At 75.9% G+C, this 21,147-nt stretch carries 22 protein-coding genes; 8 read left to right on the top strand and 14 right to left on the bottom strand.

The annotated features are described in order from the left end of the window. Positions 1-149: 149 nt before the first annotated feature. Positions 150-881 (bottom strand): VIT1/CCC1 transporter family protein, encoded by a 732-nt coding sequence (locus ACWD3O_RS32185; protein ID WP_451418301.1) that lies wholly within the window; start codon positions 879-881, stop codon positions 150-152. Between the two features lie 275 nt (positions 882-1,156). Here ACWD3O_RS32185 and ACWD3O_RS32180 point away from each other — a divergent pair, with 275 nt between their 5' ends. The 7 genes from ACWD3O_RS32180 to ACWD3O_RS32150 all read left to right on the top strand — a co-directional run bounded on the left by ACWD3O_RS32180 (position 1,157) and on the right by ACWD3O_RS32150 (position 9,486). Next, complete coding sequence (locus ACWD3O_RS32180; RefSeq protein ID WP_451413159.1) at positions 1,157-2,134, top strand: ADP-ribosylglycohydrolase family protein; 978 nt, start codon at positions 1,157-1,159, stop codon at positions 2,132-2,134. 572 nt (positions 2,135-2,706) lie between these two features. Then, the gene (locus ACWD3O_RS32175; protein WP_451418311.1) at positions 2,707-3,807 is read left to right on the top strand and encodes an ADP-ribosylglycohydrolase family protein; all 1,101 of its coding nucleotides are present in this window, start codon (positions 2,707-2,709) and stop codon (positions 3,805-3,807) included. 130 nt (positions 3,808-3,937) lie between these two features. Then, the gene (locus ACWD3O_RS32170; RefSeq protein ID WP_451418310.1) at positions 3,938-5,068 is read left to right on the top strand and encodes an ADP-ribosylglycohydrolase family protein; all 1,131 of its coding nucleotides are present in this window, start codon (positions 3,938-3,940) and stop codon (positions 5,066-5,068) included. After that, the gene (locus tag ACWD3O_RS32165; protein WP_451418300.1) at positions 5,056-6,504 is read left to right on the top strand and encodes an ADP-ribosylglycohydrolase family protein; all 1,449 of its coding nucleotides are present in this window, start codon (positions 5,056-5,058) and stop codon (positions 6,502-6,504) included. Before ACWD3O_RS32170 ends, ACWD3O_RS32165 begins: the two co-directional genes overlap by 13 nt. Beyond that, positions 6,501-7,421: a ribokinase gene (rbsK, locus tag ACWD3O_RS32160; RefSeq protein ID WP_451418299.1), complete on the top strand. Its 921-nt coding sequence runs from the start codon at positions 6,501-6,503 to the stop codon at positions 7,419-7,421. Before ACWD3O_RS32165 ends, rbsK begins: the two co-directional genes overlap by 4 nt. After that, positions 7,418-8,626, top strand: a complete 1,209-nt coding sequence (locus tag ACWD3O_RS32155) for a CaiB/BaiF CoA transferase family protein (protein WP_451413155.1) — start codon at positions 7,418-7,420, stop codon at positions 8,624-8,626. Before rbsK ends, ACWD3O_RS32155 begins: the two co-directional genes overlap by 4 nt. Then, positions 8,623-9,486 carry an HpcH/HpaI aldolase/citrate lyase family protein gene (locus tag ACWD3O_RS32150; protein ID WP_451418298.1) on the top strand — a complete coding sequence of 288 codons (864 nt, stop codon included), beginning with the start codon at positions 8,623-8,625 and terminating at the stop codon, positions 9,484-9,486. Before ACWD3O_RS32155 ends, ACWD3O_RS32150 begins: the two co-directional genes overlap by 4 nt. A 16-nt stretch (positions 9,487-9,502) precedes the next feature. Here ACWD3O_RS32150 and ACWD3O_RS32145 read toward each other — a convergent pair whose 3' ends face one another. The 13 genes from ACWD3O_RS32145 to hisI form a co-directional block, all read right to left on the bottom strand. After that, a complete protein-coding gene (locus ACWD3O_RS32145) occupies positions 9,503-10,084 on the bottom strand; it encodes a TetR/AcrR family transcriptional regulator (RefSeq protein ID WP_451418297.1) in 582 nt (193 codons plus the stop codon). 101 nt (positions 10,085-10,185) lie between these two features. After that, on the bottom strand, positions 10,186-11,085 hold the full coding sequence (locus ACWD3O_RS32140; RefSeq protein ID WP_451418296.1) for an SDR family NAD(P)-dependent oxidoreductase: 900 nt from the start codon (positions 11,083-11,085) through the stop codon (positions 10,186-10,188). A gap of 304 nt (positions 11,086-11,389) precedes the next feature. Continuing rightward, positions 11,390-12,340: a prolipoprotein diacylglyceryl transferase gene (gene lgt / locus ACWD3O_RS32135; RefSeq protein WP_451418295.1), complete on the bottom strand. Its 951-nt coding sequence runs from the start codon at positions 12,338-12,340 to the stop codon at positions 11,390-11,392. Between the two features lie 85 nt (positions 12,341-12,425). Then, the gene (locus ACWD3O_RS32130; RefSeq protein ID WP_451418294.1) at positions 12,426-13,199 is read right to left on the bottom strand and encodes a DsbA family protein; all 774 of its coding nucleotides are present in this window, start codon (positions 13,197-13,199) and stop codon (positions 12,426-12,428) included. A 108-nt stretch (positions 13,200-13,307) separates the two neighbouring features. Next, positions 13,308-14,138 (bottom strand): tryptophan synthase subunit alpha, encoded by an 831-nt coding sequence (gene trpA / locus ACWD3O_RS32125; RefSeq protein ID WP_451413149.1) that lies wholly within the window; start codon positions 14,136-14,138, stop codon positions 13,308-13,310. Further along, positions 14,135-15,421: a tryptophan synthase subunit beta gene (gene trpB, locus ACWD3O_RS32120; RefSeq protein ID WP_451418293.1), complete on the bottom strand. Its 1,287-nt coding sequence runs from the start codon at positions 15,419-15,421 to the stop codon at positions 14,135-14,137. Before trpB ends, trpA begins: the two co-directional genes overlap by 4 nt. Positions 15,422-15,434: 13 nt before the next feature. After that, positions 15,435-15,653: a tryptophan biosynthesis modulator TrpM gene (gene trpM, locus ACWD3O_RS32115; RefSeq protein ID WP_451418309.1), complete on the bottom strand. Its 219-nt coding sequence runs from the start codon at positions 15,651-15,653 to the stop codon at positions 15,435-15,437. Between the two features lie 85 nt (positions 15,654-15,738). Further along, positions 15,739-16,548 (bottom strand): indole-3-glycerol phosphate synthase TrpC, encoded by an 810-nt coding sequence (trpC, locus tag ACWD3O_RS32110; protein WP_361138605.1) that lies wholly within the window; start codon positions 16,546-16,548, stop codon positions 15,739-15,741. A gap of 158 nt (positions 16,549-16,706) precedes the next feature. Next, positions 16,707-17,099: a DUF2752 domain-containing protein gene (locus ACWD3O_RS32105; protein ID WP_451418308.1), complete on the bottom strand. Its 393-nt coding sequence runs from the start codon at positions 17,097-17,099 to the stop codon at positions 16,707-16,709. 340 nt (positions 17,100-17,439) lie between these two features. Next, a complete protein-coding gene (locus ACWD3O_RS32100) occupies positions 17,440-17,670 on the bottom strand; it encodes an HGxxPAAW family protein (RefSeq protein ID WP_356130898.1) in 231 nt (76 codons plus the stop codon). Positions 17,671-17,768: 98 nt separating this feature from the next. Beyond that, positions 17,769-18,413, bottom strand: a complete 645-nt coding sequence (locus tag ACWD3O_RS32095; RefSeq protein ID WP_451413147.1) for a TIGR02234 family membrane protein — start codon at positions 18,411-18,413, stop codon at positions 17,769-17,771. Between the two features lie 73 nt (positions 18,414-18,486). After that, positions 18,487-19,971 carry an anthranilate synthase component I gene (locus tag ACWD3O_RS32090; protein ID WP_451413146.1) on the bottom strand — a complete coding sequence of 495 codons (1,485 nt, stop codon included), beginning with the start codon at positions 19,969-19,971 and terminating at the stop codon, positions 18,487-18,489. 11 nt (positions 19,972-19,982) lie between these two features. Next, positions 19,983-20,408, bottom strand: a complete 426-nt coding sequence (gene hisI, locus ACWD3O_RS32085; protein ID WP_451413145.1) for a phosphoribosyl-AMP cyclohydrolase — start codon at positions 20,406-20,408, stop codon at positions 19,983-19,985. A gap of 96 nt (positions 20,409-20,504) precedes the next feature. Here hisI and ACWD3O_RS32080 point away from each other — a divergent pair, with 96 nt between their 5' ends. Beyond that, positions 20,505-21,140: a TIGR03085 family metal-binding protein gene (locus ACWD3O_RS32080; RefSeq protein ID WP_356130891.1), complete on the top strand. Its 636-nt coding sequence runs from the start codon at positions 20,505-20,507 to the stop codon at positions 21,138-21,140. The last annotated feature ends 7 nt before the right edge of the window (positions 21,141-21,147 follow it).

The raw sequence follows: 21,147 nt of genomic DNA, 5'->3' as shown, positions 1-21,147 counted from the left end.
GCGCCGGACTCTTGCGCGTCACACGGACGGCACGTACGCGCCACGGCCGCCCCGGGTGTCCGGAGGCGGCCGTGGCGGTCGTGCGGGGCGGCGGTGAGGTGTCGGGCGCGGCGGCTGGGGGCCGGGCGCGGGGCGCCGGGTGCGGCGCGTCAGCCGATCGCGGTGCCGATGAGGCTGCCCAGGAGGTAGGTGACGCCGGCCGCGGCGCCGCCGAGCACCAGCTGGCGCAGTCCGCTGAACCACCAGGTGCGGGCGGTGACCCGGGCGACCACCGCTCCGCAGAGGAACAGCCCGACCAGCGCGAGGACGACGGCGGGCCACAGGCTGGTCGCGCCGAGCAGGTAGGGCAGCACGGGCAGCAGGGCACCGAGGGCGAAGGAGCCGAAGGAGGAGACGGCGGCGACCTTCGGGGAGGGCAGGTCGCCGGGGTCGATGCCGAGCTCCTCGCGGGCGTGGATCTCCAGCGCCCGCTCCGGGTCCCGGGAGAGCTGGCGGGCGACCTCGCGGGCGGTGGCCGCGTCCACGCCGCGCGCCTCGTAGAGGGCGGCGAGCTCCGCCTCCTCGGCCTGCGGGTGCCGGGCGAGCTGGCGGCGTTCCACGTCGAGTTCGGCCTCGACCAGTTCGCGCTGGGAGGCGACGGAGGTGTACTCGCCGGCCGCCATGGAGCAGGCACCGGCGGCCAGTCCCGCGAGTCCGGCGACCACCACGGCGGTGCTGGAGGCGGCGCCGCCGGCGACGCCGGTCATCAGCGCCAGGTTGGACACCAGGCCGTCCATCGCGCCGAAGACGGCGGGGCGCAGCCAGCCGCCGTTGACGTCACGGTGGGTGTGGTTGTCGCGGTGCGCCTCGTGCAGCGGCGCCTGGATCTCGAGAACAGCCATGTCTCCCGCTCGGGGTCGGACCGGGTGCGCGGAAAGCGTCGACCGCGCGGCCAGTTTGGACTGGGTCTACTTTTTGATGTTCCCCAAGCTACGCCTTTCACTCGGACGCCGCCAGCAAGGGAAGGCTGCCCTCACCTGCGCTTTTGCCGTTTCCGCTCATCCGATGAAGCATCCGCACACATGTCGTCCGGGTGACGTCGGCGTGTCCGAGGGTCGTACGGGGCGGTGGCGTGGCAGAGATCCTCACAAGGGACCCCTCCCGTCAGGAGGCGCGCATGGCGGACGTCGTCACACCGGACCTGCGCGAGCGGGCGCGCGGAGCGCTGCTGGGCCTGGCCGTGGGGGACGCGCTCGGCGCGCCCGCGGAGAACCTGCGGCCCTCGGAGATCCGGGCGCGCTGGGGCCGCATCACCGGCTACGTCCAGGACGAGCCCGCGGGCACCGACGACACCGAGTACGCCGTCTTCTCCGGCCTGCTGCTGGCCCGGCACGGGGGCGGCCTCACCGCCGCCGACGTCGAGGCCGCCTGGCACGAGTGGATCGCCGACCGCGACGAGGGGCCGTTCAAGGGAGCGGGGTTCAGCGAGCGCGGGACGCTGGAGAACCTGCGCCGGGGGCTGGCCGCGCCGATCTCCGCCCAGCATCGGCACGCCTGGAGCGACGGGCTGGCGATGCGGGCCGCGCCGTTCGGGGTGTTCGCGGCGGGACGCCCCGCGGAGGCGGCCCGGCTGGTGGCGGTGGACGGCTCGGTCAGCCACGAGGGGGAGGGCATCTACGGGGGCCAGGCCGTGGCCGCGGGAGTGGCGGCGGCGATGACCGGGGCGCCCACGGTGGTGGTCGTCGCCTCGGCGCTCGCGGTGATCCCCGACGACTCCTGGACCGCGCGCTCGCTGCGCCGCGCGGTGGCGGTCGCGCACCGCGGGGAGCGGGCGGTGCGGTCCGCGGTGGTGGTGGCCGGCTACCCGTGGACCGACCTCGCGCCGGAGGCGGTGGCGCTGGCCTTCGGCGCGTACGCGGCGGCCGACGGGGACTTCCGGGAGGCGGTGCTGACCGCCGTGAACATGGGCCGCGACGCCGACACCACGGCGGCGGTCGCGGGCGCCCTGGCCGGCGCGACGTCCGGGGTGTCCGCCATCCCCGACGAGTGGGCGGCCCCCATCGGGCCCGTCCGCGGCAGCTGCCTGCCGGCCATGGCGGGGCGCCACGTCCTCGACATCGCCGACCTCCTCACCCCCACCAGGGAGGCCGCATGACCCCCGACCCCGACCCGCACCCTTCCACCCCGCCCCTGGGCACGGCGACCGCGGTCCCCTCCGACGCCCCCTCGGCGGCCACGGACCGGGCCGCCACCGCGCCCGGGCCCGCGCCCGCGGGGACCGAGGGCGCCGCCTCCCGCACAGCCACCCTCCTCGCCAGGGCCACCGGCCCCGACACCGACACGACCGCCCTCACCACCGGCACAGTCCAGGACACCGCCCCCGGCACCGGCAGCGGCGGCGGAACCACAGCCGGAGCCGGGGCCGGCGCCACGGGCCGCGAAACCGGCAGCGGGACCCGCACCGGCAGCGACACCGGCAGCGGCGCCCGCACCGCCACCGGCCTCGCGACGGGCCCGGACCCGGCCACCCGCACCGGCGGCGGCAGCGGCAGCGGCGGCGACAGCAACACGAGCAACGGCAGCGCCACCCGCAGCGGCAGCGGCCCCCGCACCGGCAGCGAAACCGGCACCCGCGCACCTGGCGCGCACACCGGTGGCGTCGCCCCCGGCGCGGCCCCCCGCGCGGAGGCCGCCGCCGCGCGGCCCGGGCCGCGGCGGGTGGCGGGGATGCTGCTGGGCCTCGCGGCGGGGGACGCGGCGGGATGGCCCGCGGCACGGCACCGGGCGGCGCGGATGCCGGAGTGGACGCGGCGGCTCACCCGCGAACTGGACGCCTTCGCGGAGCAGAACGCCACCACCACCCTCCCCGTGCCGATCGCCCTGAACCAGCCGCCCGACCCGCTGCGCCTCGGCCCGTCGGACGACGCCGAGTGGGCGGCCTGGACCGCGCAGGCCCTGCTGCGCGCGGGCGACGACGCGCTCCTCGCCGACCTCGCCCGGGACCGCCGGATCCGCGCCGCCGTCGACCTCGCGTGGGGCGCCGTCGCCGAGGAGGTCGCCCAGGCGGCCCGTGCCGCGCCCGAGGTGGAGTCCGCCGCCGTCCCGCTGCGCGCCCGCATCTCGGTCCGCGCGGGCCTCGGCAACCTGGCCACCGGCCTGCGCCCGCCCGCCACCGGCCACGACAACCCGCACTACTTCGACGACGCGGCCTGTGTACGCGCGTGCGTGCTGGCCGTCGCCCATCCGGGTGATCACCGCGCCGCCGCGGAACTCGCCGAGTTCGACGCCCGCTACTCCCAGGACGGCGACGGCGTGCACGGCGCCCGCGCCATGGCCGCCGCGGTCTCCCTCGCCCTGGCCGGCGCCGGCGTGGAGGAGTGCGTGGAGGCCGCGCTGGGCGAGCTGCCCGGTTCCTCCGAAGCCGGCCGCAACGCCCGGCACGCCCTGCACCTGGCGCGCGAGAACGCCGCGGAGGGCGCGTTCGCCCTGGTACCGCTGCTGGAGCACCAGATCGTGGACCACGTGTACAGCTACGGGATCGCCGCGGCGGAGACCGTGCCGGTGGCGCTCGCGCTGGCCCTGGCGTCCGGCGGCCGGATCGCCGAGGCGGTGCCGGCGGCCGCCTGCCTGTCCCGGGTGGCCGACTCCGCGCCCGCCCTCACCGGCGCGCTCACCGGAGCCCTCGGCGGTCTCGCGGCCGTCCCCGGCCCCTGGCGCCAGGCGTGCCGCAGCCTCTCCGGCTGCGTGCTGCCCCGCCTGTCCGGGACGGACCTGGTGGAACTCGCCGAACGCCTGGAAGCCGGGCGTCCCCCGTCCGGCGGAGGATGATTCCGGCATGACGCACATCACGCCCGAAAGGCCACGCGAAGGATCGCTCGACGACCAGGAGTCCCCCCGCCCGACGGCCGGTCCGGACCCCCGGCGCCCCCGTCCCGCGGCCGCCCGGTCCCTGGACGACATGGTCGCCGCCGCGCTGGCCGGCGCCGCCGTCGGCGACGCCCTCGGCGGTCCGGTCGAGGGCTACTCCCCCGAGCAGATCCTGGAACGCCACGGCGGCCGCGTGCGCGGTGTGGTGGGCCCCTGGAACGGCGACGCCTGGCGCACCGCGCGCCCCATCGCGCCGTACCACAAGGGCGACGGGCACGTCACCGACGACACCCTGATGACCCACGCCCTGATCCGCGTCTACGAGAAGGTCCGCGACCACCTGGACGCCTACGCGGTCGCCGAGCACCTGGTGCCCGACCTGATGGGCTCCCCCCGCTGGATCCCGGAACTGGAGGCGGAGGCGCTGCCGTTGCAGCGGATCTTCCTCGCCGAGAAGTGGCTGGTGGCACGGATCCACTACGGTCACGTCGACCCGCGCGAGGCCGGCGCGGGCAACATCGTCAACTGCGGTGCCGCGATGTACATGGCGCCGGTCGGCCTGGTCGACGCGGCCCGGCCGGCCACCGCCTACGCGGAGGCCCTGGACGTGGCGGGCGCCCACCAGTCCTCCTACGGCCGGGAGGCCGCGGGCGTCTTCGCGGCGGCGGTCGCGGCGGCCTGCGCCCCCGGCGCGACGCCCCGTTCGGTGGTCGACGCCTGCCTGGCCCTCGCCAAGGACGGCACCCGCGCGGCGATCGAGGCGGTCTGCGAGACGGCGTCCCGGTACTCGGGGTTCGAGGCGGCCCTCGGCCCGCTGCGCGCGGCGGTCGCCCCGTTCGACACGGTCGGCCCCGACTACCGCGCGCCGTCGCTCGGCGCCCGCCGCCCGTCCCGGCTGCACTCCATCGAGGAACTGCCCGTCGCCCTCGGCATGCTGCTGGTGGCCGACGGCGACTACGAGGAGGCGGTGCTGGGCGCCGTCAACTACGGCCGGGACTGCGATTCGATCGCCACCATGGCCGGGGCGATCGCCGGCGCGCTGGGCTCCCGCCCTCCGGCGGAGTGGACCCGGCAGGTGGCGGAGGCCAGCCGCCTCGACCTGGAGGGTCCGGCCCGCGCCCTGGCCTCCGTGGCGCGGGAGGTCTTCGCCCGGGACGTCGCCCGCCGCCGCGCCCACGAGGCGGCGTTCACCGCGATCGGAGGCGCCACGTGCTCCGGATGACCTGGGTGCAGCCCGAGGACCTGCTCGGCCACGAGCTGCGGCAGGCCGTGCAGGACGGCCGCTCCCCCGCCACCGTCGCCGCCGTCGCCGCCCGCTGGCGCGCGGCCGGCGGCCCGGACGCCCCGGACCGCGCCGGCGCCTCCGCCGCTCCCGTCTCGCGCTACCTGCGCACCCTCGCCGAGGACCTGCTCGACGAACTCGCCGAGCTGGCTTCGCCGTTGGCCGAGGCGGAGCCCACCGACCTGGACCGGATCAAGGCGCTCTGCCCCGACTGGCCCTCGCCCTCGCCCTCGTCCTCGCCCGCCGGGGCTCCCTCTTCGGCGGCCCGGTACGAGGCGGCCTGGCTGGGCCGCGCGGTGGGCTGCCTGCTGGGCAAGCCGGTGGAGAAGCTGCCGCTGGAGGGCATCCGCGCCCTCGCCCGCGCCACCGGCAACTGGCCGCTCGCCACCTGGTTCACCGCCCGCGGGCTGCCCGCCGACCTGGCCGCCGCCTTCCCGTGGAACCGGCGCTCGGCCCCCACCTCGCTGGCGGAGAACATCGACGGCATGCCGGAGGACGACGACCTCAACTTCCCGCTGCTCGGCCTGGTCCTGCTGCGCCGGCACGGCCGGTCGTTCACCACCGACGACGTGGCCCGCCTCTGGCTGGACGAGCTGCCCGCCGGCCGGCTGTTCACCGCCGAGCGCGTCGCCTACCGCAACCTGCTCTCCGGGGTGGAGCCCCCGCACACCGCGCGCCACCGCAACCCGTTCCGGGAGTGGATCGGCGCGCTGATCCGTGCCGACGTGCACGGCTGGACCAACCCCGGCGACCCCGGCGCCGCCGCCGGGCAGGCGCACCGCGACGCCGTCCTCAGCCACACCGCCGGCGGGGTGCACGCCGCCATGTTCGCCGCCGCCGTGACCGCGGCCGCGGCGGGCGGCGGGAGCGACGTGCACGGCTGCCTGCGGGCCGGGCTGGCCGTCGTCCCGCCCGGTTCGCGGCTGGCCCGTGCGGTGCGGCACGCGGTGCGGCTGGCCCGGGAGCACGCCGGTGACGCCGCCGCGTTCGAGCCGGTGGTGGACGCCCTGCACGCCGAGCACGCCCGGTACCACTGGGTCCACGCGGTCCCCAACACCGCCCTGATCGCCGCCGCCCTCACCCACGCCGACGGCGACTTCGCCGGCTCCGTGTGCCGGGTGGTCTCCGGCGGCTGGGACACCGACTCCAACGGCGCCACCGCCGGAGGGATCGCCGCGCTGCTGGCCGGTTCCGCCGACGCGCTGCCCGAGCGGTGGACCGCGCCGCTGAAGAACCGTCTGCGCACCACCGTGGCCGGGTTCGACGGTGTCGGCTTCGACGCCCTCGGCCGCACCACCGCCCACCTCTGCGCCCCGGGCCCGCGACCGGAGCGGGCCCGGCCGGCCCGGACCGTCCTGGAGAGCGCCCAGCCATGAGCAACGTCAGCCCCCTCCGGAACGCCGCCGACGTCGTCGTGCTCGGCAGCGCCAACATGGACCTCGTCGCCTACGTCGCCAAGGCCCCGCAGCGCGGGGAGACCGTCGCCGGACGGGAGTTCCGCACCGCGCCCGGCGGCAAGGGCGCCAACCAGGCGGTGGCCGCCGCCCGGGCGGGCGGAGCCGTCGCCATGGTCGGGGCGGTCGGCAACGACACGTTCGGCCTGCGGCTGCGTTCCGCCCTGGAGGCGTCGGGGGTGCTCACCGACCGGCTGCGCACCGCCGAGGTGCCCTCCGGGACGGCGCACATCGTGGTCGACGACGAGGGCGGCAACGCCATCGTGGTCGTGCCCGGCGCGAACGCCCAGGTCACCGCCCTGGATCCGCGCGACGAGGAGGTGATCTCCCGGGCCGACCTGCTGCTGCTCCAGCTGGAGATCCCGCCGGACGCGGTCCTGGCGGGCGCCCGGGTGGCCCGCGCCCACGGCACCCGCACCGTCCTGACCCCGGCGCCGGTCCAGCCGCTGCCGCCGGAACTCCTGGACCACGTCGACCTGTTGCTGCCCAACGAGCACGAGGCGGCCGCCCTGACCGGGGTCGCCGACCCGCACCGGGCGGCGCTCGCGCTGCTGGAGCGGGTGCCGGAGGTGGTGGTCACCCTCGGGGAGGCCGGCAGCCTCTGGGCGGCCCGTGGCAGCGAGCCGGTGCTGGTGCCCTCGCCGAGGGTGCGGGCGGTGGACACCACCGGCGCCGGTGACACCTTCGCCGGCGCCCTGGCCGTCGCCCTCACCGAGCGGCGCCCCATGCCCGAGGCGCTGCGCTGGGCCGCCGCCGCGGCCTCCCTGTCCGTCCAGCGGCCGGGGGCGTCCGCCTCCATGCCCTACCGCTCCGAGATCGAGGCACGGTACGCGTCGTGAACCCTGAGGAGAACACCACCCGGTCCCCGCTCTCCGGGCTGCGGGTGCTGGACCTCGCGACCCTGTTCGCCGGGCCGCTCGCCGCCACCCTGCTGGGCGACTTCGGGGCCGACGTGATCAAGGTGGAGCACCCGTCGAAGCCGGACCCCTCGCGCGGTCACGGGCCCGCGAAGGACGGCGTCGGGCTCTGGTGGAAGCTGCTGGGCCGCAACAAGCGGAACATCACCCTGGACCTGTCCGCCCCGCGCGGCCGGGACACGCTGCTGCGGCTGGCCGGGGACGCCGACGTGGTGGTGGAGAACTTCCGCCCCGGCACCCTGGAGCGGTGGGGGCTCGGCTGGGAGGAGCTGTCCGCCGCCAACCCGCGCCTGGTGCTGGCCCGCGTCACCGGCTTCGGCCAGGTCGGCCCCTACGCCCGCCGCCCCGGCTTCGGCACCCTCGCGGAGGCGATGAGCGGCTTCGCCGCGGTCACCGGCGAGCCGGACGCGCCGCCCACCCTGCCGCCGTTCGGGCTCGCCGACTCCATCGCGGCGCTGGCCACCGCGTACGCGGTGATGACCGCGCTGGCCGCCCGGGACCGCACCGGCGAGGGGCAGGTCGTCGACATGGCGATCATCGAGCCGATCCTGACGGTGCTGGGGCCGCAGCCGCTCTGGTACGACCAGCTCGGCCACGTCCAGCCGCGCACCGGCAACCGCTCGCAGAACAACGCCCCGCGCAACACCTACCGGACCGCCGACGGCACCTGGGTGGCCGTCTCCACCTCCGCGCAGTCCGTCGCGGAGCGGGTGATGCGGCTGGTGGGTCGCCCGGAGCTGACCGAGGAGCCGTGGTTCGCGACCGGCGCCGGACGGGCCGCCCACGCGGACGTTCTGGACGAGGCGGTGGGGGCGTGGATCGCGCGGCGCGAGCGGTCGCAGGTGCTGGACGCCTTCGAGAAGGCGGAGGCCGCGGTGGCGCCGGTCCAGGACGTGCGGGACGTCATGGAGGACCCGCAGTACCGGGCGCTGGGCACCATCGCCACCGTGGACGACCCGGAGCTCGGGCAGCTGCGGATGCAGAACGTGCTGTTCCGGCTCTCCGCCACACCCGGCGCGATCCGCTGGGCCGGGCGGCCGCACGGGGCGGACACCGAGGAGGTGCTCTCCGCGGCGGGGCTGGACGGGGAGGAGATCGCGGCGCTGCGACGGGAGGGGATCGTGTGAGCGAGGACGTCCAGGCACCGCCGCTGACCTGGCTGTACGTGCCCGGTGACCGGCCCGAGGTGGTCGCCAAGGCGTTGCGGGCGGGGGCGGACGTGGTGCTCGTCGACCTGGAGGACGCGGTCGCGCCCGGCCGCAAGGAGTACGCGCGGGACGCCACGGCGGAGCTGCTGGCCGGGCCGCCGCCGGCTCCGGTGCACGTCCGGGTGAACTGCCCGTCCTCGCCGGAGGGGCGGGCGGACCTGAAGACGCTGCTGCCGTGCCCGGGACTCGGCGGGGTGCGGCTGCCGAAGGTCACCTCCCCCGACACGGTGGTGCGGGTGGCCGGGCAGGCGAGGGCGCTGGGCCGGGCGGGACTGCGGCTCTTCCCGCTGCTGGAGAGCGCGCTCGGCGTGGAGGAGGCGTTCCGCATCGTCCGCGCCGACCCGTCGGTGGGCGGTGTCTCCCTCGGCGAGGCGGACCTGCGCGCGGACCTCGGGGTGCGGGAGGACGCGGGGCTCGACTGGTGCCGCTCCCGGGTGGTGGTGGCCGCGCGGGCGGCGGGCCTGGCCCCTCCCCCGCAGTCGGTGTACCCGGACGTCCGGGACCTGGACGGCCTGGCGGCCACCTGCGCCCGGGGGCGGGGGCTGGGATTCCTCGGCCGCGCGGTGATCCATCCGCGCCAGCTTCCCGTCGTCGAGCGGGCGTACCTGCCCGGCCCGCGGGAGGTCGAGGAGGCCGAGGAGATCGTCGCCGCGGCCCGTCGCGCGGGCCCGGGCGCCCAGGCCCTCGCCGACGGCCGCTTCGTCGACGCGGCCGTCGTGCAGGCCGCCCACCGCACCCTCGCCCTCGCCGCCCGGCCGGCCCCTGCGGGACCCGGGTGACCGTGCGGCGGAGGTGTCAGGTGCGCGACGGTACGGGGCGCAGGCCGTCGAGCAGGGTGGCGAGGTAGCGGTGGCCGGTGGCGATCCGGTCGCCGGTCGTGCCGCCGTGGACGTTCACGGCGTGGGCGATGCCGCACATCAGCGGGACCAGGTCCGTCGCGGCCAGGTCGGTCCGGACGGCTCCGGCCTCACGGGCCCGGTCCAGGAGCGTGGTGCCGGCGGCCGCGAGGTCCTGCTTGAGCCGCGCGGTGCGCGGCAGGGCGTCCTGGGTGGCGGCGGCGACCGGCGGCAGGGCCGCGTCGGTGATCTGGGCCTCGACGACGCGGGACAGGAAGCCCGTGAACGCCCGCCAGGGGTCTCGGTCCGCCAGGGCCCGCTCGCCGTGCGCGGCCAGGTCCTCCAGGCAGTCGGCGGCGACCGTCTCCAGCAGGGCCTCGGGGGTGGCGAAGTGCCGGTAGACCGTGGCGACCCCGACGCCGGCCCGGCGGGCGACGTCGTTGAGGTGCAGTGCGGTGCCCTGGTCGACCAGGTCGCGGGCGACGGCGACGATCCGCTCCCGGTTGCGGGCGGCGTCCTTGCGCAGCGGTGGCGTCGTCATCAGGAAGGGGTCCAGGTCGCTCGTCGGTGGTGCGGGGGCCGGCGGGCCCATGATAGGCGGCGCCGGTCACCCTCCCGGCCGGGAAAGCCCCCCGCGGGCGCTCATCCCCCGGGCGTCGTGGCCGCCGTGGGCGCGTGGGTCTCGCTGAGCCGGCGCACTGCCTCGACGGTGCGCGGGTCGGTCGCCGCGCGGAACGGCGCGACCGGGTGGGCCTGCGGGCCGATGACCAGACCCGTCCGGCCGGTCAGCGCCGGGTCGGTGGCGGCGGTGATCGAGGACCTGGCCGCCGCGGCCGCGGTCCCGGCCGTGGAACGCTCGAACCGGCGGCGCACCAGCGGCCACAGCAGGCGCAGCGGCGGGGAGACGACCTCCCGGACCAGGGTGTCGTCGGTCATGTCGGTCGCCGCGCCGCCGGGATCGGCGGCGAAGACCGAGACGCCCGTGCCGTCCAGCCGCCTCGCCAGGTCGAGCGTGTAGGTGAGGTTGGCCAGCTTGGCGCGCCCGTACCGGTGGAAGCCGTAGTAGCCGCCCGGCGGCTCGACGGCGTCGAACACCCGCTTGGCGACACCGACCGCGCCGGAGGTCACGTTGACGATCCGGCTCGGCGCCGCGGCGGTGAGCGTGGGCAGCAGCAACTCGGTGAGCAGGTAGGGCGAGAGGTGGTTGACGACGAACGACGCCTCGACGCCGTCCACGTGCCGCCGCTCGGCGAACATCGCGCCGACGTTGTTGACCAGCACCGTCAGCGGCTCCCCCGACGCGGCGTGGGCGGCGGCGATGTGGCCGGCCAGCTCACGGACCTGGTCGAGCGAGGCGAGGTCGGCGGCCAGGAACCGGGCGGGACGCGCCGGGTGCGCCGCGTTGATCCGCTCGACCGCCGCGGCTCCCCGGCCCGCGTCCCGCCCCACCACCGTGACCGCGAACCCCGCCCCGGCCAGCCCCAGCGCCGTCTCCAGGCCGATGCCTCCCGTGCCGGCCGTGATCACCGCTGTCTTCGCCATGCGTTCCTCCACCCCTGAGAACACCCTGAGAAACGGATTCTTCATCCGCTTCCGCTGCCGACCGGGATGCTAGCACGAACGGATACTCCATCCGCTTCATGGAGCGCGCGGGTGATGCCCTCGCCACGGATGCCGCGGGCACCGCGGACACGCGGACACCCGGACACCCGGACACCCGGACACCCGGACACCCGGACACCCGGACACCCGGACACCCGGACACCCGGACACAAAAAACGACGGCGCCGCGCCCCGGTGATCGGGGCGCGGCGCCGTCGTTGCCGTCGTCGCGCGGAGCGGGCTGTTACTTGCCCTTGGCTTCGGTGGGCTCGGCCGCGGTGTCGTCCGCGTCGGCCCGGGACGCCTCCGTGGCACCGGAGGAGTCCGTGTCACCGGTCCCGCCGGTGACGTCGCCCTCGGCCGCGTCGGTGTCGTCCTTCGCCCGCGGCTCCACGACCGCCTCGCGCCCCGGCCGCTTGCGGGCCGAGAGGACGAAGTAGAGGACCGCCAGGAGGAACACCAGGATCGAGGTCCAGTTGTTGAGCCGCAGCCCCAGGATCTCGTGGGCCTCGTCGACCCGCATGTACTCGATCCAGAACCGGCCCGCGCAGTACGCGGCGACGTACAGCGCGAACGCCCGCCCGTGCCCGAGCGTGAACCGGCGGTCCGCCCAGATCACCAGCAGCGCGACGCCGATGCACCACAGCGACTCGTAGAGGAAGGTCGGGTGGTAGTACCCGGGGACCCGGCCGTCGAGGGAGGAGGTGATGTGGACCGCCCACGGAAGGTCCGTCTCCCGCCCGTACAGCTCCTGGTTGAACCAGTTGCCCCAGCGGCCGATGGCCTGGGCGAGGGCGATGCCGGGCGCCACGGCGTCGGCGTAGGCCGGCAGCGGGATGCCCATCCGCCGCGCGCCGATCCAGGCGCCGACGGCGCCGAAGGCGATCGCGCCCCAGATGCCGAGGCCGCCCTCCCAGATCTTGAAGGCGTCCACCCAGTCACGGCCCGCGCCGAAGTACAGCTGGTAGTCCGTGATCACGTGGTACAGGCGACCGCCGATCAGGCCGAACGGCACGGCCCACACCGCGACGTCGGCGACCGTGCCCGGCCGCCCGCCCCGGGCGACCCAGCGCCGGTTGCCGAGCCAGATGGCGACGAAGACGCCGAGGATGATGCAGAACGCGTAGCCGCGCAGCGGGACGGGACCGAGGTACAGCACCCCGCGCGACGGGCTGGGAATGTAGGCAAGTTCCATGGCAGGGACGACGCTACCGTGCCGGGCCGCCGGGAGGGCGGGCGGCCCGGCTACGGCTCCATAACGGGGCCGGGACCGGGGACGGCTACCGGCCGGCCTGTGCCTCCACCATCTGCTTGAACTTGGCGGGCGTCATCGAGCGGTCCTCGTAGATGTTCTTGCCGTTGAGCAGGACCGTCGGCGTGCCGCTGAAGCCGCCGCCGCGGAATGCCTCGTCGGCGTCGCGGACCCAGCTGTCGTGGGTGCCCTCGTCGACGCAGGTGCGGAAGGCCGCGGTGTCGAGGCCCTCGACCTTGCCGGCCAGGTCGATCAGCTTCTTGTTGTCGGCGAAGGCGTCGTCCGCCTCCTCGGGCTGGCTGTCGAAGAGGACGTTGTGGTAGCCGGGGAACTTCCCGGCGTCCTGGGCGCAGGCCGCGGCGTTGGCGGCGCGCAGCGAGCCGCTGCCGCCGAGGTTGCCGTCGATCAGGGTGACCAGGTGGTACTCCGCCTTGAGGGAGCCCGCCTCGGTCAGCTCCTCGATGGTGGAGCGGTAGGCCGTCTCGAAGGCCTTGCAGGCCGGGCAGCGGAAGTCCTCGTAGACGACGAGGGTGGAGGGCGCGTCGGCCCGGCCGACCGGGATGGCCAGTTTCTTCTCGCCGCCCGCCCCGGAGGGCGCGACGGCGGGGCCCTCGGCGTCGCTGGTGTCCCCGCCCGAGTTGGCGGCGACCACGCCGATCACCGCCGCGAGACCGAGGACGCAGACCACGGCCGCGCCGACGATCAGGGCACGGCGGCGCTTCTCCGCGGCCTTCTGCTTCTCGCGCTCCATCGCCAGGCGCTGGCGGGCGCTGCGCTTTCCCTCTCGGTTCTTCTCACTCACATGGGGCAGAACGAACCGGGGAGGCGCTGCGCGCCTCCCCGGTCCCAGGTCCACCCGTTCGAGTGAGCGGCGCGTTTCCGCTGACCGCTCCGTCGGGTTCCTCGTGCGCTACGCCCGCCCGCGCACGCCTTCCGCGAGGTCGGCGGCGAGCGCCCGGACCGCCTCGCGGCGGGCGGCCGTGGCCTCCGCGCCGTCACCGGCGGTGTCGAGCATCCGCTGGACGAAGGCCGAGCCGACGATCACCCCGTCGGCGAAGCCCGCCACCTCGGCGGCCTGGGCGCGGTTGGAGACGCCGAGGCCGACGCAGACCGGCAGGTCGGTGGTGGCGCGGGTGCGCCGCACCAGGTCCTGGGCCTGCGCGCCGACGGAGGCACGGGTGCCGGTGACGCCCATCAGCGAGGCCGCGTAGACGAAGCCGCTGCCGGCCGCGGTGATCTCCTTCAGCCGCGCGTCCTTGCTGGACGGCGCGACCACGAAGACCGTGGCCAGCTCGTGCTTCTCGGCGTGCTCCCGCCAGAGCGCGGACTCCTGGACCGGCAGGTCGGGCAGGATGCAGCCCGCGCCGCCGGCCTCGGCGAGTTCGGCGGTGAACCGCTCGACGCCGTAGCGGTCGATGGGGTTCCAGTAGGTCATCACCAGCACCGGCTTCCCGGTGGCCTGGTGCGCCTCGCGGACCGTGCGCATCACGTCGGCGATCTTCACGCCGCCGCGCAGCGCGATGTCGTCGGCGGTCTGGATGACCGGGCCGTCGAGGACCGGGTCGCTGTGCGGGAGGCCGACCTCGACCACGTCGGCGCCGCCGTCGAAGACGGCCTTGATGGCGTCGATGCCGCCGTCCACGGTCGGGAAGCCCGCCGGGAGGTAGGCGATGAGGGCGGACCGTCCCTCGGCCTTGGCGGCGGCGAGGGTGTCGCTGAGCAGCTGTCGGTTGCCGGTCACTTCGCGTCCCCCTCGATCTCCGCGCCGTCGCCGGCCTCGTCGGCGGCGACCGCCGCGTCGGTGTCGTACAGCCCGAAGTACCGGGCGGCGGTGTCCATGTCCTTGTCGCCGCGGCCGGACAGGTTGACCACGATCAGGCCCTCGGGGCCCAGCTCGCGGCCGACCTCGAGCGCGCCGGCCAGGGCGTGCGCGGACTCGATCGCCGGGATGATGCCCTCGGTGCGCGACAGCAGGCGCAGCGCCTGCATGGCCGCGTCGTCGGTGACCGCGCGGTACTCGCCGCGGCCGCTGTCCTTGAGGTAGGCGTGCTCGGGGCCGATGCCCGGGTAGTCCAGGCCCGCCGAGATGGAGTACGGCTCGGTGATCTGGCCCTCCTCGTCCTGGAGGACGTAGGAGCGGGAGCCGTGCAGGATGCCGGGCTCGCCGGCGGTGAGGGTGGCCGCGTGCTCGCCGGTCTCCAGGCCGTGGCCGGCCGGTTCGCAGCCGATCAGGCGGACGCCCTCGTCGGGGATGAAGGCGTGGAAGAGGCCGATGGCGTTGGAGCCGCCGCCGACGCAGGCGACCGCGGCGTCCGGCAGGCGCCCGGCGGTCTCCAGGAGCTGCCGGCGGGCCTCGACGCCGATGACGCGGTGGAAGTCGCGCACCATCGCCGGGAAGGGGTGCGGTCCGGCGACCGTGCCGAACAGGTAGTGGGTGTTGTCGACGTTGGCGACCCAGTCGCGGAACGCCTCGTTGATGGCGTCCTTGAGGGTGCGGCTGCCGGACTTCACGGCGACCACCTCGGCGCCGAGCATGCGCATCCGGGCGACGTTCAGCGCCTGGCGCCGGGTGTCGACCTCGCCCATGTAGATGGTGCAGTCGAGGCCGAACAGGGCGCAGGCGGTCGCGGTGGCGACGCCGTGCTGGCCGGCGCCGGTCTCGGCGATGACGCGGGTCTTGCCCATGCGCCGGGTCAGCAGGGCCTGGCCCAGCACGTTGTTGATCTTGTGCGAGCCGGTGTGGTTGAGGTCCTCGCGCTTGAGGAAGATCCGCGCCCCGCCGGCGTGCCCGGCGAAGCGGGGAACCTCGGTCAGGGCGCTGGGACGGCCGGTGTAGTGCACCAGCAGGTCGTCGAGCTCACGGGCGAACTCGGGGTCCGCCTTGGCCTTCTCGTACTCGACGGCGACCTCGTCGACGGCGGCGACCAGCGCCTCCGGGATGAACTTGCCGCCGAAGTCGCCGAAGTAGCCGGCGGCGCTGGGAACGTGCCCCTCGGGATCGGGCACGAAGAACTGACTGGACATGCGAAGGATTACCTCACGGGTGGTCACGGATGTCTGACGGACGTGGGGGCCTGCCCCCGCGCCATCGCATCCCGTTCACCTGCCCCGGCTCGTCCCCGATGACGTACCGGACGCGCCGGCCGCGCACCCGCCGGGCCGGAGCCCGGCAGCCGCGCGGCTTGCAGCCGCGGGCCAGCCGGGCGAAGCGCCCCTCGCCCGGCTCCCCCGGAAGGCCTCCCGGCCCCGGGGGCACCGTGGCGGCGCGCACCGCCGGGCAGGCACCCACGGGTGCCCGGCCCTCGGTCGGCAGCGGCTCGGCGGACGTCACCTGCGGCTCCTCAGGCGCGCCCGTGCCGGATGGCGGGGTGCTCGCCCGCGGCCACCAGGTCGGCCACCGCGGCCCGGGGGTCCTTGCCGATCACCAGCGACTCGCCCACCAGCACGGCGTCCGCGCCGGCGTTGGCGTAGGCGATCAGGTCGTGCGGGCCGCGGACTCCGGACTCGGCGACCTTCACGATGTGCGGGGGGATCTCCGGCAGGACTCGTTCGATCGTCGAGCGGTCCACCTCGAGGGTCTTGAGGTTGCGGGCGTTGACGCCGATGATCTTGGCGCCGGCGTCCACCGCGCGCTCGACCTCGTCCTCGTCGTGCGCCTCGACCAGCGGGGTGAGCCCGATGGACTCGGCCCGCTCGATCAGCGACTCCAGGGCGGACTGCTCCAGGGCGGCGACGATCAGCAGCGCCAGGTCGGCGCCGTGGGCACGGGCCTCCCAGAGCTGGTAGGCCGTGACGATGAAGTCCTTGCGGAGGACGGGGATGTCCACCCGGGCGCGGACGGCCTCGAGGTCGGCGAGCGATCCGCCGAACCGGTGCTTCTCGGTGAGCACCGAGATGACGGCGGCGCCGCCCGCCTCGTAGTCGGCGGCGAGGCCGGCCGGGTCGGCGATGGCGGCCAGCGCGCCCTTGGAGGGGCTGGACCGCTTGACCTCGCAGATCACCTTGACGCCGTCGCCCCGCAGGGCGGCCACGCCGTCCTTGGCGGTGGGGGCCTTGGCCGCGCGCTCCTTGAGCTCGTCGAGGCCGACGCGCGCCTGCCGCTCCGCGAGGTCGGCCCGCACGCCGTCGATGATCTCGTCGAGCACACTCACGCGAGCGGCCCCCTTCCGTGACGGTGGTCGGTTCTGTTCGATACCGATGGTCACCTGCGATGGTATCCGCAGGCGGCCGTCCTGCCCGCATCCGGCGGCAACCGGTCCCACTACCTGGACGTTTTCCGGCCGAACCACTCACGTGTGCACGGGTGCCCTCAGGGGTGCAGCCAGCTCCCGAACGGGAGGTTCCGGACGACGGTGAACACGGCGAGCACCGCGCCGAACGCCCAGAGGTGGGCCGGCCGGGCCTCGAACCGCACCGGCAGCCCGCGCGCCGCGCGCGCCGTCCACACGGTCCACACGACGGCGAACAGCAGGTATCCCACGACGGCGGGCGCATTGGCCTGCAGCGCGACGGCCGGCTCGCCGTGCACGAAGGCGTGGGCGCTGCGCAGGCCGCCGCAGCCGGGGCAGTACAGCCCGGTGACGCTGAGCAGCGGGCAGGCCGGGTAGTGCCCCGGCTCGTTGGGGTCGACGGTCCCGACGTAGGCGAACGCCCCGACGACGGCGCCGAGCACGGCCCCGGGGGCCGCCAGGCGCCGCCACACCGGCCGCGGCGGGGGCGACGGCGGCCCACCGGACGCGGCGAACGGCTCGGCGGGCGCGGGCCCTGGCCTGGGCGCGGGCTGCGCGGCGGGCGCGGGCGCGGGCTGCGCGGCGGGCCCGGCGGCGGACGGGTCGGCGGGCCCGGCGGCGGACGGTGTGCTGTCGGTCGGTGTGCTGGGGGGCGGGGTCCCGGTGGTCACCCGGGCATTGTGCCGCGCGCGGGGCCCCGGCGCGGGGCGGGGACGCGTCAGGGGCGGCCCGGCAGTCCGGGCCGCCCCTGATCGGCGGTGTCGACGAGGGTGCCGACGACGGGCCGCGGCGCTGCCGCGCGGCCCGGGCGGCTCAGGCGTTCTCGGTGACCTTGTGCACCGGGTGGACGTGCTCCGGCTGGCCGAGGCCCGCGCGCCGCATCAGGCCACCGACGACGGCGCCGAGCAGCGTGATGCCGATGCCGATCCAGAAGCCGACCGGCTGGGCCATGACGATGAAGACGGATGCTACGCAGAACCCGACGAAGGCGATGATGACGCCGGTCCAGGCGGCCGGGGTGTGACCGTGGTTGCTGCCCGCCATGACTTGCTCCTCGTTGACGCGTGTACGTGTGGTGAGCGGGGCGCTCGGTCCCATTCTTCCCCACCCGTGCCGTGGGGCGCGTGCCGGGGTGCGGCTGGTCAGGCCCCGGTGGGGTCCTCGCCGCGGTCCAGCGCCTTCCAGAGGTCCTCCGGGCGCTCGGCGTCGGCGGGCGCCGCCGCGCCGCCCGCCCGCCGGGGGCGCGGCACGCCGGCGCCGCGCTCGTAGCGGGAGGACATGCCGGGCCAGCGGCTGCCGCGCCAGAGCGCCAGCAGGCCGGCCGTGAGGATCAGCGCGCCGCCGACGGCGGCGACGTACGGCCAGGAGGTGTGGCTCAGGCCGGACACGGCGGCGGTGGCGTCGCCGGAGACCAGGGCGGCCTTCTCGTCCAGCGCGCCCCGGTCGGAGGCGCCGAGCAGGGCGGCGGCCAGGGTGCCCGCGCCGCACAGGGCGAGCAGAGCGGCGACCAGGACCCGCCCGGCGCGGCGCACCGCGAAGACGGCGACCAGCGCGGCCAGGCCCACTATGGCGAGCGCGGCGGGGGCGCCGGTGACGTCGCTGCCGGTGGCGGTCAGCGGGAAGGCGCCGCCGGCCACCTCCGCGGAGCCCTCCGCCCAGGTCTGCCGGCTGGCGAGCAGCGCCACGGTCGCGCCGAGGGCGCCGCTGAACAGGGCGGCGGCGAGGCTGCGACGGCCCGGGCGGGCGGTCGCTGCGGTTTCGGGACGGGAGTCAGCGCTGGAGGTCACCGTTCCACTATGGCCCCGTACGGCCCCCGGGCATCACCCGGGTGGGCCGCACGGGGCCGAGGTGAGAGCGACATCACCCTCGTGCGCCGAGCCGGTTGGCGCTGTGGACGGCCCGCAGCACGGCCGCCGCCTTGTTGCGGCACTCGGTGTCCTCGGCCACCGGGTCGGAGTCGGCGACCACGCCCGCGCCCGCCTGGACGAAGGCGGTGCCGTCGCGCAGCAGGGCGGTGCGGATGGCGATGGCGGTGTCGGAGTCCCCGGCGAAGTCCAGGTAGCCGACGCAGCCGCCGTACAGGCCGCGCCGGGAGGGCTCCAGCTCGTCGATGATCCGCAGCGCGCTGGGCTTGGGGGCGCCGGAGAGGGTGCCGGCCGGGAAGCAGGCGGTGAGCACGTCGAACGCGGTGCGGCCGGGAGCGACGCGGCCGGTGACGGTGGAGACGATGTGCATGACGTGGGAGTAGCGCTCGATCGACATGAAGTCGACGACCTCCACGGAGCCCGGCTCGCAGACCCGGCCGAGGTCGTTGCGGCCGAGGTCGACCAGCATCAGGTGCTCGGCGCGCTCCTTGGGGTCGGCGAGCAGTTCCTCCGCGAGCGCCTGGTCCTCCTGCGGGGTGGCGCCGCGGTGCCGGGTGCCGGCGATGGGGTGCAGCACGGCCCGGCCGTCCTCCACCTTGACCAGCGCCTCGGGGCTGGAGCCGACCACGTCGAAGCCGTCGAACCGGAAGAGGTACATGTACGGCGACGGGTTGGTGGCGCGCAGCACCCGGTAGACGTCCAGGGCGCTCGCCGTGCAGGGCGTCTCGAACCGCTGCGAGGGCACCACCTGGAAGGCGTCGCCGGCCCGGATGCGTTCCTTGATGTCCTCGACGGCCTTCCGGTAGTCCGCGCCGCCCCACAGCGCGGTGTACTCGGGCAGGGCGGCGTCGGGCAGGGCGACGGGCGGCTGGGCGAGGGGGCGGGCGAGGTCCGCCTCCATGACGTCGAGCCGGGCGACGGCGTCGGCGTGTGCCTCGTCGACGCCGGTGTCGAGGTCGTTGTGGTTGATGGCGTTGGCGATCAGCAGGACGGTGCCGTCCTGGTGGTCGAGGACGGCGAGGTCGCTGGTGAGGAGCATGGTCAGCTCGGGCAGCTTCAGGTCGTCGCGTTCGCCGGGGCCGATGCGCTCCAGGCGGCGCACGATGTCGTAGCCGAGGTAGCCGACCATGCCGCCGGTGAACGGCGGCAGTCCTTCCTGGCGGGGCGTGTGCAGGGTCTCCACGGTGGCCCGCAGCACGGCCAGCGGGTCGCCGTCCTCGGGGACGCCGACGGGCGGCGGGCCGACCCAGTGGGCCGCGCCGTCCCGTTCGGTGAGGGTGGCGTCGCTGCGGACGCCGACGAAGGAGTACCGGGACCAGGAGCGGCCGTTCTCCGCGGACTCCAGCAGGAAGGTGCCGGGGCGCTCGGCGGCCAGCTTGCGGTAGAGCGCGAGCGGTGTGTCGCCGTCGGCGAGGAGCTTGCGGGTGACCGGGATGACACGCCGGTCCGTGGCGAGGGTGCGGAACGTCTCGAGGTCCATGGCCGTGGACCCTACTGATCCGCGGCGGCTCCCGCCCGGGTGTCTTCCTCCTTGAGCAGCACGTCGGCGTCGAAGCAGGTGCGGTCGCCGGTGTGGCAGGCGGCGCCGACCTGGTCCACGCGGACCAGGAGGGTGTCGCCGTCGCAGTCCAGGGCGACGGACTTCACGTGCTGGACGTGGCCGGAGGTGTCGCCCTTGACCCAGTACTCCTGGCGGCTGCGCGACCAGTAGGTGCAGCGGCCGGTGGTGAGGGTGCGGCGCAGTGCCTCGTCGTCCATCCAGCCGAGCATCAGCACCTCGCCGGTGTCGTACTGCTGGGCGATGGCGGGGACCAGGCCGTCCGCGGTGCGCCGGAGGCGGGCGGCGACGGCGGGGTCGAGGCGGCCGGAGGGGCCGGGGGCGGGCTCGGGGGTGGCGCTGCTGCTCATGGGGTCCATTCTGCCGCCTCGCGCCGCGGGGGCGGCGCGGTGTCCGGGGGCCGGACCCGGCCTCGCGTCCTGTCCGGCGGGGCCGGGCCCCCGTAGGGTGGGGGCATGTCGACGTTTGCCAAGCGTGAACGGCTGCTCCTGGCCGACCTGTTGGAGACGGTGGGGCCCGAGGCGCCCACGTTGTGCGAGGGCTGGACGGCCCGCGACCTGGCGGCGCACGTGGTGGTGCGCGAGCGCCGGGCGGACGCCGCGGGCGGGATACTGATCAAGGCGCTGGCCGACCGGCTGGAGCGGGTCCGCGCGGAGTTCGCCGCGAAGCCGTACGAGGAACTGATCCAGCTGATCCGCACCGGGCCGCCGCGGATGTCGCCGTTCTCGCTGAAGCAGGTGGACGAGGCCGCGAACACGGTGGAGTTCTACGTCCACACCGAGGACGTGCGGCGGGCGGCGGCCGACTGGACGCCGCGGGAGCTGGACCCGGTGTTCCAGGACGCCCTGTGGAGCCGGCTGGAGCGGATGGCCCGGCTGGCGGGGCGGCGGTCGCCGGTCGGACTGGTGCTGCGGCGCCCCGACGGGCGGACCGCGGTGGCCAACCGGAGCGCGCCGGTGGTCACGGTCACCGGCGAGCCCTCCGAGCTGCTGCTGTTCGCCTGGGGCCGGCAGCGGGTCGCCGACGTCGCCCTGGACGGCGACCCGGACGCCGCCGCCAAGCTGCGGGCCTCCGGCGACCTGGGCCTCTGACCCGGCG

It is taken from the genome of Streptomyces sp. NPDC002640 (assembly GCF_053592575.1).
Note: the sequence above shows the minus strand (reverse complement) of the source record. Positions and strands in the feature narration are given on the sequence as shown.